Origin of the sequence: Streptomyces sp. NPDC088554, from assembly GCF_044752945.1 — a bacterium.
In the GTDB taxonomy this organism is placed as follows: Bacteria; Actinomycetota; Actinomycetes; order Streptomycetales; family Streptomycetaceae; genus Streptomyces.
Window position 1 is genome coordinate 1 of the sequence record NZ_JBIVMF010000064.1, and the last position, 10,442, is coordinate 10,442.

Sequence of the window (10,442 nt, forward strand, 5' to 3'; positions counted from 1 at the left end):
AAGGCCGATCCGGTCAAAGTGGCCCGCCGTGCCAAGTGCGCCATCCCTGCCCAGGTGGGCCATGTCGAGAAGTGGCAGCTGGCCCTCGACATGATTGACGAGACGCGGTCCTGGGGCATCGAGGTGCCCCGGGTCATCGCCGACGGCGGCTATGGGGACACCGCCGCTTTCCGGCTCGGCCTGGAAGAACGCGGTCTCGACTACGTGGTGGGCATCTCGACCACGACCACCGCGCAACCCGAGGACGCACAGCCATGCACCCCGGCCTACCCCGGCAGGGGCCGACGGCCGGATCCCGCCTATCCCGAGCCGGCACAGCGGGTGAAGAGCCTGGTCATCGCGGCCGGTAAATCTTCCGCCCGGCCGGTGCAGTGGCGGCAGGGATCACGGCCGGGCAGCGGCCGCAGCGGGCACAAGCGCATGTATTCGCGCTTCGTGGCTCTGCGGATCCGGCCCGCCGGACGTGAGATCCGCAGGGCCACGGACGCTACCGGGCTTCCGGTCCGCTGGCTGCTGGCCGAATGGCCTGCAGACCAGGCCGAGCCCGTGCAGTTCTGGCTCTCCAACCTGCCCGAGACCACCCCGCTGCCCGAACTCGTGCGCACCGCGAAGCTCCGCTGGCGCATCGAGAACGACTACCGCGAGATGAAACAAGCCCTGGGCCTGGCACACTTCGAAGGCCGGACCTGGCCGGGCTGGCACCACCACGTCACCCTCGTCTCGGTCGCCCACGCCTTCTGCACCCTGCAGCGACTGAGCCGATCCCCAAAAGAGACGGCGTCGGCCTGAGCCTCTATCGGGTCGTTCGCGAGCTGCAGATACTCCTCGTGATCTGGACCGGCGCCTGCCCCACCTGTCACCGCGACATGCCAGATCCCGCACCAACATGACCAAGCACTACTAGAGGCGTCAACCGAGCAATGTGCTGACCTTGAACCTGTACGGCGGCGGGCCCCCGACCAGGGCGAATTCGGGGGCCCGCCGCCGTCGCTCAGCGAGACCTAGACCTCGCTCGTCCGGATCTGAGCCCCGTGCTCGTTCCGCTCGTACGTACGCCGCGTGTTCTTTTCGATCTTCCGGGCGACCTCGGAGTCCAGGTCCACGCCGTTCATCTCGGCCAGGGCCGTCAAGTAGAGGAAGACGTCGGCCAGTTCTTCCCCGAGATCGGGTAGTCCCTTGCACCAGGCGGTGAAGGCTTCGCCGACCTCGGCGGTGAGGAGACCAAACTCCAAGGCCACGTCCGTGGTGTTGAACCCCTTGAGGGTCTTGTTTTCCCAGGCGAGCTTCTGGGCGGACCCGATCTCCAAGACTCCTCCAGCGGCGGTACAGCAGGTGCCTTCGAAGCCTAGCGGGAGCGGAGTGTTGGTGTGCTGGCTTCGGCAGGCCGTCACCCTGCTGAGGGGAGTTCGAGGGCCGTGGTGTCGATCGTGACCACGCGAGTGTAGTCAGCGAGGGTGGAGAAGACCCTGTCGTACCCCGTCACCAGCGCGGATACCTCCTCCAGACTGACCGCCTCACCGTCGCGCAGGAGGAGCCGCTGGCGGATGACGGCTGGCGGTGCGGTCAGGTGGATGAGCACGCCGGAACGCTCGATGACGCTCTCGGCCAGGTCGATTGCCTGGCTCCAGTTGATCCGAGACCGGCCCCGGTGAAGGGGGCCGTAGACGAGTTCGCTGATGAAGCACCGGTCGAAGAGGATCCGTCCGGGCCCGGTAAGGATGTTCCTGTAGCGGGTGGCCAGGTCGAGATGGTCGGGCGTCTTCGGGGAGTGCACAACGACGAAGCCGTGGTCCGTCGACAAGCGTTCACCGAGCGTGCTCTTGCCGACCCCGTCGCAGCCTTCCAGGACCAAGGTCTGGTATTCGCCGGCGATCTCGTCGAGGTTCATGCGGCCAGCCAGGACAGGACGGCGTCGCCATTGTCGAGGTGGGCGTCGGCGGCGTACTGGATCATGAGGTTCCGCCAGTTGGGCTCGCGGCCATGGGCGTGCGTGAACGTCGGGCGCGGTTGGAACGCTGCGATCCGTACGCCGCTGGCCGCAGCCGCACCTATGAGCAGGGCGGTTCCGGGCGGTGTTTCCGGTCCGGAGACGTCGGCCAGTAGCCGAGCAGCCGAGCACACCGCGGTCAGGTCGGCGAGGGCCCCCGCTATCGGGTCCAACGCGGTGAAGCGCTGGGGCACCACCACCGTGTGCCCGGCGTCGACACATGCCTTGGCCAGGTGATCTCGACCCCATGCCGTGTACGGCGATGCTTCGACGTAGACGGGTGCGCCGATTACGGCGGGTGCACCTATGAGACGGGGAGCACGATCCGGGAGGTCGAGCAGCGCGTCGACGGCTGCGTCGAGTGCCGTGTTCGTCTGGGCTACGTTGCGTGCCTGGAAGCCCGGAAAGCGGGACTGGGGCGGGGTCGACGGCAGGGTTGGCGGTCCGAGCTTGGTGACGCGCACGATGTGTGTGGCCACGGCCTGGAGGAGAGGGTCGGGGAATTCGAGGCGAGGGCCGGCCTCGGTCAGCGAGTAGGTCTGGAAGTCGGTGGTGAGCACGATGACTGGGACGCCCGACGCAGCGGCGTACCCGATTTCCATGCAGACCCCGTCGTCGAGGCTCGGACCGTGCAGTATTGCGACCATGGCGTCGAGGCTGCCGAGGCGTTCGCGGTCCAGCTCGAACAGACGGCGCCCTTTGACCTCGGCGACTAGGTCCTCCTCGTCGGTGTCGCAGAACGGCAGGAAGACGCGCTCTGGTCCGACTTTCGTGGAGAGTCGATCGGCGAGGTCGGCGGCGAGAGCGCGGTCGTGCGCGGCAAAAAGCCGGTGGGCTACGTAGACGGACACCGGAAGAGGACCCCAAGTCATTAGGTCAGCCGCGACGGGGCGCGGGGATCGGAAGGGACGGGGCCGCGACGTACCGAGCCGCAGCTCCAGTCGCCTCTGTCAGCGCCTGCGCGGCTGTTGCACCCTGCGAACGATGGGCCAGAAAGGTCCCGGCCAAGGTGTCGCCGGCACCGGAGACCTCGCGCGGAGGATGCGGCGGCGGAACGGCGGAGGCGACTTGGCGCCCGAAGCGCTGAACTACTGCGGCCCGGGGGCCATCGGTGATGATCACCTCCGGAAGCGCAGCGGGGTTGATCACTTGCTCCAGAAGCCGGTGCTCGGCGGCGTTGACGAACAACGTGGTCGCCTTCGGCAGCCAGGGCGCGGCAGCGCGGATCATCTCCTCCGCGCTCGGCAGGAAGAAGTCCGCGCTGAAGTCGCTCCCGTTCGCGGAGAGTCGATCGAGCACGGCCGCCACGTCCAGCGGTCGGCGGCAGCAGACGTGGTAGGTGCCGCCCGGATGCAGGTCCACATGCCTGAGCGCATGCTCGGTCAGGCCCTCGGCCACGCCGTAGTCGGTGCCTACTTCCACCAGCTCGCCTTGCAGGTCGTACCGCAAGTCGAAGGTGGTGGACACGCCGTCGACCTGGATCCGGGCCGTCCAGTCGAGCGTGTCTAGACCCGGTGCCTCCGGAAGATGCGAGAGATCGCCCCCGAGGACGCAAACCGGGGCCGCCCGGCGGCCGGCCTTCGCCGCCGCCAGGGACAGGAACAGAGCTGCGCCGCCGAGCCGGGATCCACCACGGTGATCGGGATAGCGGGTCCGGTCCCGGCTGATGTTGCCGATCATGTCAAGGCGTTCCACGGTGTCCTCCAGAAGGTCAAGCACGGCGGGCACGGTGTGCGCAGTCGACGACCTTCGAGCAGACCGGTCGCCGACGGCAGAGCTGCGGAGCGGGACCGTTCAGGTACAGGCGCTTGAAGTAGATCAAGACGAGGTGTGCGAACCAGGTTGGCTCCGCCCTCTGGGGGATTGTCACCTGGTACTCGTTGTCGGTGGCCAGCGAGCGGAACTCGGCTGAGCGGGCGTGCACGGTCGCTTCAAGGACGTGCCGCATACGTTCGTGTGCCACGGCTCCCGACGGAAGGGCGAGGCCCAGCACGGGTGCGAGCTTCGTGACCATGCCGGAGTCCACGGGGATGATGCCGCAGTGATACCCGCGGGCGTTGAGCAGTGCGCACTGGGCGACCTTGTAGGACGCACCCCGCACGCGCGAGGCGAAGTCCAGGATCAAGGCATCACAGTCGGCTGCATCCTCAGTCGGGTCCGTCCCCTCCTCCTCCCAGCCACGGAGAAGCTCCGCAAGGGAGCGCAGGTAGTCGATCCGGGTCTGTGGCAAGCCGATGGGACGCACCAGCGCTGCAAGCTCGGCGTCGGAGGCGGCAACGAGGCTCTCGAACCCACGAGCGTTCGCCGAGGCGATCACTCGGGCGTATGTCTCCACCATTCGATAGGAGACCCGGGTGGACCAGCCAGCGGCGAGCATCCGCACACGTGGATCGCTGATCGACGTCGGCCACCACCGGTTCTCGTCATGATTGGCCTCCACCTCGGCCTGCACATCCGGGAGAGCGGCGGCACAGGCCACCAGCCGGTGGACGCGCCGGATCTCAAGCGGCTTCGCCTTCGCTCTCTCGATCTTCATGAACAGACTCCAGCACGGGCGCGGGTGGCCAGAAGTGCCATGGCGAGGTTGGACGAGAAGACCGGCTTCCCGAACCGGTGCTCCAGTTCAACGACCACCGGCAGGGTGTGCCATCCGGTGCACGACAAGACGACGGCTTCGGCAGCCCCGACCGCTTCCTGCGGGAGCTGCTCCACCAGGGACAGGATCTGATCCGGGGTGATCGTGGGATAGCCGTCGGACAGGCCCAGGCTCGCATGAGCCAAGACCTCCACGCCGGCCTCGGCCAACGCCGCCGATTCCGCTTCGGTCACCAGGGCGGGGTACGGCGTAACCAGTACCACGCGTGCCACGGCTGCCTCGGTGAGAGCCCGCAGAAGGGCGTCGAAGGCGGTGAACACACCGCCCGGTAGCGGCGGACCGCCGGTGAACCCCGCTGACGTGCACGCCAGCATTACTGCGTCGAGAGGGATGTGGGACAGCGAGTCCAGCGCCTGCGCTGACGCTTCACGCAGTCCGAGCCAGAATGAGGCGTCGATCGCCGTCGTCCTGGATGCGGGTACGAGCCGCGCGTGGTGGAAGACCGTCTGGCGCAGGCCGAGCCGGGTCAATTCGGTCTCCACGGCGACGTTGGCCCAGGGCAGCAGCAGCCCCGCACGGATGGTGCGGTCCGCCGCTGCATCCAGGGCCGCCAACGTCGCGAGCGTCCCGTCACGAAGCGGATGCAACACGTTCTCCGTAGATCATGCGAGGTGCATGGCCGGTAACCACCAGCTCGCCGGTAGTGCCGAGCGGCACCGACGCATCGCGCTCGACGATCTGGATCGAGTACGAGCCCAGTCGTCGCCACCAGGTGCCGCCCTGGCCGATGAAGTAGCTGTGAAGTCCGGGCACTCGCAGACCAGTCGGGTAGACCCGCTCCTTCATCGGCTGATCCCAGGTGAAGTCGATGTCCGCCTTCCAGGAGGGGAAGTGCTCCGCCGAAGGCAGCCGCTCCAGCTCGCCGAGCGCGGCCAGCGGTGTACCGGGGAAGGCCCGTGCCAGGCGGACGTTCGTCCGATGGCACAGAAGGCCGGCGTCGAGAATCTCCGCCAGGCCCCGGAGATTCGCCACGTGGGTGCCGTGGGTCTCACCGGGCAGACCGTAGATCAGGTTCAGGCCCGGGAGCAGCATCGGCAGACCACCGGGACCACGGGCGGCGCCCGCCTCGTTCACGTGCTCGACGGCCCGCATCAGGATCTCGGGCGTGCAGGTGAGGGTGTTCCTCGCGATGACCACCGGGTCGAAGCTCTCGATGCCCATCGGGGCGCAGTTGCCCTCGGTGCAGTAGTCCGCCACCAGCTTGGCGATGCGCAGGCCGACCGGCGCGGCCACAGCGAGGGGGTCCGCGTTGTCGATGTGGAGCACTTCCAGCTCGGGGCAGCGCTCCCGGATACCGCCGAGCAGGGCGCGGATCGCGTCCTCGTCCCGGTTGCGGTAGGAGAAGAAGCAGGTCTGCTGGCCGAGTCGGAAGTTCCGAACGCTGGCGGCGTAGAGCTGGGCAGCCTCGGCGACGACATCGTCGACCTCGCGGAAGGCGACGAGAGGGGACTTCGCAGGCTCGTTGCAGAAGTCGCAGAATTTGCGCCGGGTGCAGCCGCGGTAAAGCTCCAGCTCGGCGATCGGCCGCCAGGGCATCTGCTCGACGAGCCCGGTGAAAGAGTCGCGCTCGCGCTGCATCTGCCCGTAGGGGGCGGGGCGGTGGCTACCGAGCAGGAGGTCGCCGGACGTCACCGTGTGGGTGTGGACGGCGTCAAACAGCCCGGCGTACTCCGCAGGAGCGGCCAGGGCGTAGGTGGACAACGGCCCGAGCAGGTACCGACGGCCTCGTGCACAGGCGAGCGCGCGGGAAATCTCCTCGAACGACCCGTTCACAGCATGCAGATGGACGGAGGGAACGGCGTCTCCGGCAATGACGACCACGATCTCGGCATCCCGCAGAAGCTGAATGGCGGAGTCCCGGTTGACGGTGGTCGAGTACGTGAACGGATCGCTCTGGGGTGGCTCGACGGTGGGCCCGCCGCCAGCGAGACACCAGCGGACGTCGTCGATCGTCACGTACCGGACGTCCGCGTCCGGCCTTGCCCGACGCAGTGCCGACCAGGCGTTCCGAACGTAGGTCGACAGGTACGGCGGCACGCCGAGACCGCTCGGCTCGACAGTGAAGCAGTCCAAGACGACTACTGGCTGCATGGTGTTCTCCCTCCGGTGCTGAGGGCATCGGCGACGTTCCAGCAGCGTCCTCGCTGGGATGGGCGGTCGGCCCGCAGCTCTCCCAGTCTCAGCGCTGCCACCCGTTCCGAGGAGAGGGCAGCGGGGTTGTTCGGTTGTACGGAGGTTGTTCTTTCATGCCCCTGTGTCGAAAGGCTGGGACAGAGCGTGATCGACAAGGCATCATCTACGCATGGGAAGTGCAAGGGGGGCTGGCGAGACCAACGCCGCGCTCGCTGCTGTGATCTCGGAGGCCGGTCGTTCGCATGCCGCCCTTGCCCGCAAAGTCAACGAACTGGCCGCGCTGCAAGGCGTGGTAACGCGTTACGACAAGGCGTCCGTGACCCGGTGGCTGCAAGGTATGACGCCTCGTGATCGCGCTCCGGAGTTCATCGCCGCTGCCCTGGCCGATTTCTTAGGACGCCCCATCGCGCCCGTCGACCTCGGGTTCGCAGAGCAGGGCCAGCGTCCCGTTGTCGCACGGGCCTTGACGTACCGTGAAGACGTGGGTGAAACACTGCACACGCTCGCGGAGCTGGGCTCCACTGACATCTCGCGGCGCAGCCTGCTCGGGGCCGTGCCGTTCGTTGCGTTGGCCCTCATGGACCCTCAACGCCAGTGGCTCCTCTGGCTCCTTGAGGACGATCAGGCTCCACGCCTAGCCGCTGTCGCCGACGGTGGGCCCGTCGAGCAGGTCCAGTCGATGATCGAAATGTTCGACGAGATGGACAACCGCTTCGGCGGCGGCGGGGTCAGAGCGAGCATCGTGCACTACCTGAGCACCCAGCTCGCACCCATGCTGCAGCAGCGCAACATGCCCAGCCACCAGCGCCGACTCCTGTACACCTCGGCCGCGAAGATGGCCGCGACCGCTGGCTGGTGCTCGTACGACACCGCCGACTACGGGCTCGCCGAGCGTTACATGATCCAAGCACTGAGGCTGTGCGCCGAGGGCGGCGACCGTGTGCTCGGCGGACAAATCCTGGCGGGCATGTCCCACCTGGCCACCAGCCTCGGCAACCCCGCTGAAGGCGTCTCGCTCGCCCGAGCGGGCATCGCGACCGCCAAGTTGTCGGGCAGCCCGCTGGGACTCATGCGGTTGCACGCCATGGCCGCCCGCGGTTACGCCGCTCTCGGCGACACCCGACAGGCCACGGCTTCCCTCCACGCGGCTGGCAAGGGACTGGAAATCAGCCGGGGGCCGGCCGAGGAATCTCCGTGGGTCCGCTTCCTGGACCACCACTATCTCGAAGCCGAGGCCGCCCTGGTCCACCGTGACCTCGGCGAGGCCGCTCAGGCCGAGCGCCTCGCCAGCGCGTCGGTTGAGGCAAACAGCGACCGGCGCCGTCGGCAGGCGATCAGCCGCTCGGTACTCGCCACGGCGTTCCTCCAGCAGGACAGGCTGGACGAGGCAGTCGGCACCGCTAGCAACGCCCTGGACCTACTCAGCGGCGTTCACAGCGAGCGGTCAGTCCAGGCACTGCGCGACTTCCGCACGCGACTTGCTCCTCACCGAGGCGAGCCGATCGTGCGCGAATTCGAACTCCGGGCCAGGCCCATACTCGGCACTGCGGCCTGACCCGCTCAGTCAGTACCCCTCCGGCGTAGGCGCGTTCTGCCCCTTGTCGACAGGCAGGTTGACTCCTGTCACCCCCCGGGATTCGTCGGAAAGCAAGAACGCGATCACGTCCGCCACTTCCTCCGGACGCACCAGGTCGCCGCCGGGGAACTCGGCGCGGAAGCGGTCGAAGGCCGCTGGGTCCTCTTGACGCATCCGGTCCCATCGCTTGCCCGGGATGAGCATCGACCCGGGGGAGATCGCGTTCACGCGGATGCCGTCCGTGGCCAGCTCCCTCGCCAACGACGACACCATCTGGATCTGGGCTGCCTTCGCCGCGCCGTACTGAGCCTGTGGACCCGGCTTCCAACCGGAGATCGAAGCCACCACGACGATCGGGCCGCCGCCAGCAGTCCGCAGGTGTGGCGCACCTGTGGCGACCAGCCGCGCGACATGGCCGACGTTCATCTCCCATGTTGCAGACCAGTCTTGAGCTGTTGCCTCGGCGATCCCTCGACCACGCGCGCCGCCGGCGCAGGCGACGACGCCGTCCAACCCGCCCAGCACTGACGCTGCCTCATCTACGAACCGCTCCAGCAACTCCGGCGCGGTGACGTCCAGGGGCCGGGTGAACAGTGCGTCGGGCGAACCGAGCGAACTGCGAAGCGCCTCCAACGGCTCGGGTTTCCGAGCACACGTCGCCACTTGCGCTCCCTCCGAGAGCAGCAGGCGCACGACGTACTCGCCCAGCCCTCTGGAACCCCCCGTCACCACGATTCGTCGCCCCTCGAACCGCCCCTTTACCGCTCGCTTCCCGTGGTCACTCTCTGCACTCGTCATCCGTACAACCCTTCACCAACCATGCCGACCCGTGTGGCCGGAGACATCCTCCCTGCACCCTTCTTAACGCGGCACGAGGGCGGTTCTCTTATGGACGTACCCGGCCCGGGGAAAACCGTGCAGTCGGCGATCCGCCAAGTATCGGTCCCGCGGATCCGGAGACGGCGCGGACCCGGGATGCCGTCTGCCATTGCTCAATCGCCGATGCCGGGTTCGGCGGCCCCATCACGAAACGAGCGAGAGCCAGCGAACGCACCCCGCGCTCCTCTCCCAACTCGGGAGGCACACCGTGTCCCAGGCACCACACTCGCGCAAAAGCCTCATGTTGGCTGATACCCCCAACGCCGTTGGCTTGGCGCGGTTGCACACCGCAGACGTTCTGTCCCGCTGGGGCGTGCACGCCGACATCGTCGAGACCGTGCAGCTTCTGGTGTCGGAGTTGGCTACGAACGCAGTCCGGCACCCCAAGGAGGGCGAGGAAGACACCTCCCCGTTCTCGGTGCGGAACACGGTGCAGACCTTCGAACTCACGCTGGAGATGCTCGGCGATGCGGTGAGGGTATCGGTGTGGGACCGCGACACGAGGCCGCCGGTGCTGAAACAGGTCGGCGTGGAGGCGACGGGGGGCCGTGGCATCTTCATCGTCGCGGTGATGAGCAGGCGCTGGGGCCACTATCCGGCGCGCGGTATGCCCGGCAAGGTGGTGTGGGCCGAGATCGGTCTCAATCCCGCCAACCGAGTTGGTGGAGACGAGAGGTCGGCGCGCTCTCCGGACCGGCCTCCAATAGCCGGCCCCGGGAAGCTGAGGGCGCCACGAGTCGATCCGAACCTGATCGGCCGCGTGCTCGTAGGGGTCGGGCGCATCTGAGCCGTGGACGAGACGGAAGAAGTCAGCCCGGCGCCCAAGCTCGGCAGGGAGCTCTCCTCCTGGGAACAACGTCTCTTCGACGGAGTGCGCATGGTGAGCGCCGACGAGCAGGCGGAGATAGCGGCTACGCCCCGCCACCGCGCAGACGGTTCCATTCGAGCAGCGTCGCTTCATGAGTCCCACTGGTACGGCCAGCGGCTGAGCGGAGGGGCTGGCGCTCGGCGCGACGAGGAGTAGTCGTCCGCAAAGGCCCCACAGCTCGCTGACGGCTCGCCCTGGCGAGCCCTCTGCGGTCGCCGCGGTATGGAGACGGCAGTCGCCGAGCACCTGTGTCAACGGCCTCGTAGTGCTCCCCGTGGGCGGCCAGTGATCTTCCCCGCTGGTGGCCTCGTGGGTGTCCCTGGTGGCGGCCAGATAATCTCCC

At 67.8% G+C, this 10,442-nt stretch carries 11 protein-coding genes; 3 read left to right on the top strand and 8 right to left on the bottom strand.

Annotated elements, in window-relative coordinates:
• Window positions 1-789: IS701 family transposase (locus ACIP8W_RS31330; protein WP_402205781.1), on the top strand; the 789-nt coding region annotated here is incomplete at its 5' end.
• Between the two features lie 212 nt (window positions 790-1,001).
• On the opposite strand, the gene ACIP8W_RS31335 is transcribed toward ACIP8W_RS31330, so the two are convergent.
• From ACIP8W_RS31335 to ACIP8W_RS31365, 7 genes are all read right to left on the bottom strand, one after another.
• Complete coding sequence (locus ACIP8W_RS31335; protein WP_402205783.1) at window positions 1,002-1,307, bottom strand: MazG-like family protein; 306 nt, start codon at window positions 1,305-1,307, stop codon at window positions 1,002-1,004.
• 80 nt (window positions 1,308-1,387) lie between these two features.
• Window positions 1,388-1,888 (bottom strand): hypothetical protein, encoded by a 501-nt coding sequence (locus tag ACIP8W_RS31340; RefSeq protein WP_402205785.1) that lies wholly within the window; start codon window positions 1,886-1,888, stop codon window positions 1,388-1,390.
• Complete coding sequence (locus tag ACIP8W_RS31345) at window positions 1,885-2,838, bottom strand: nucleoside 2-deoxyribosyltransferase (protein WP_402205787.1); 954 nt, start codon at window positions 2,836-2,838, stop codon at window positions 1,885-1,887. The genes ACIP8W_RS31340 and ACIP8W_RS31345 overlap by 4 nt, the downstream gene beginning before the upstream one ends.
• Window positions 2,839-2,863: 25 nt before the next feature.
• The gene (locus ACIP8W_RS31350; RefSeq protein ID WP_402205789.1) at window positions 2,864-3,706 is read right to left on the bottom strand and encodes a PfkB family carbohydrate kinase; all 843 of its coding nucleotides are present in this window, start codon (window positions 3,704-3,706) and stop codon (window positions 2,864-2,866) included.
• Window positions 3,699-4,523, bottom strand: coding sequence for a hypothetical protein (locus tag ACIP8W_RS31355; RefSeq protein WP_402205791.1), 825 nt, complete (start codon window positions 4,521-4,523; stop codon window positions 3,699-3,701). Before ACIP8W_RS31355 ends, ACIP8W_RS31350 begins: the two co-directional genes overlap by 8 nt.
• Window positions 4,520-5,197 (bottom strand): hypothetical protein, encoded by a 678-nt coding sequence (locus ACIP8W_RS31360; protein WP_402205793.1) that lies wholly within the window; start codon window positions 5,195-5,197, stop codon window positions 4,520-4,522. Before ACIP8W_RS31360 ends, ACIP8W_RS31355 begins: the two co-directional genes overlap by 4 nt.
• Window positions 5,198-5,213: 16 nt before the next feature.
• Window positions 5,214-6,734: a radical SAM protein gene (locus tag ACIP8W_RS31365; RefSeq protein ID WP_402205794.1), complete on the bottom strand. Its 1,521-nt coding sequence runs from the start codon at window positions 6,732-6,734 to the stop codon at window positions 5,214-5,216.
• Window positions 6,735-6,945: 211 nt separating this feature from the next.
• On the opposite strand from ACIP8W_RS31365, the gene ACIP8W_RS31370 reads away from it, so the two are divergent.
• A complete protein-coding gene (locus ACIP8W_RS31370) occupies window positions 6,946-8,331 on the top strand; it encodes a hypothetical protein (RefSeq protein ID WP_402205796.1) in 1,386 nt (461 codons plus the stop codon).
• Between the two features lie 9 nt (window positions 8,332-8,340).
• Here ACIP8W_RS31370 and ACIP8W_RS31375 read toward each other — a convergent pair whose 3' ends face one another.
• Window positions 8,341-9,150, bottom strand: coding sequence for an SDR family NAD(P)-dependent oxidoreductase (locus ACIP8W_RS31375; RefSeq protein WP_402205797.1), 810 nt, complete (start codon window positions 9,148-9,150; stop codon window positions 8,341-8,343).
• A 289-nt stretch (window positions 9,151-9,439) separates the two neighbouring features.
• On the opposite strand from ACIP8W_RS31375, the gene ACIP8W_RS31380 reads away from it, so the two are divergent.
• Window positions 9,440-10,018, top strand: a complete 579-nt coding sequence (locus tag ACIP8W_RS31380; protein WP_402205799.1) for an ATP-binding protein — start codon at window positions 9,440-9,442, stop codon at window positions 10,016-10,018.
• The last annotated feature ends 424 nt before the right edge of the window (window positions 10,019-10,442 follow it).

What these genes read in the sequence shown, in the direction of transcription:
- ACIP8W_RS31340 (WP_402205785.1), bottom strand. Translation starts at nt 1,888, where the DNA reads ATGAACCTCGACGAGATCGCCGGCGAATACCAGACCTTGGTCCTGGAA.
- ACIP8W_RS31355 (WP_402205791.1), bottom strand. Translation starts at nt 4,523, where the DNA reads ATGAAGATCGAGAGAGCGAAGGCGAAGCCGCTTGAGATCCGGCGCGTC.
- ACIP8W_RS31365 (WP_402205794.1), bottom strand. Translation starts at nt 6,734, where the DNA reads ATGCAGCCAGTAGTCGTCTTGGACTGCTTCACTGTCGAGCCGAGCGGT.
- ACIP8W_RS31370 (WP_402205796.1), top strand. Translation starts at nt 6,946, where the DNA reads ATGGGAAGTGCAAGGGGGGCTGGCGAGACCAACGCCGCGCTCGCTGCT.
- ACIP8W_RS31375 (WP_402205797.1), bottom strand. Translation starts at nt 9,150, where the DNA reads ATGACGAGTGCAGAGAGTGACCACGGGAAGCGAGCGGTAAAGGGGCGG.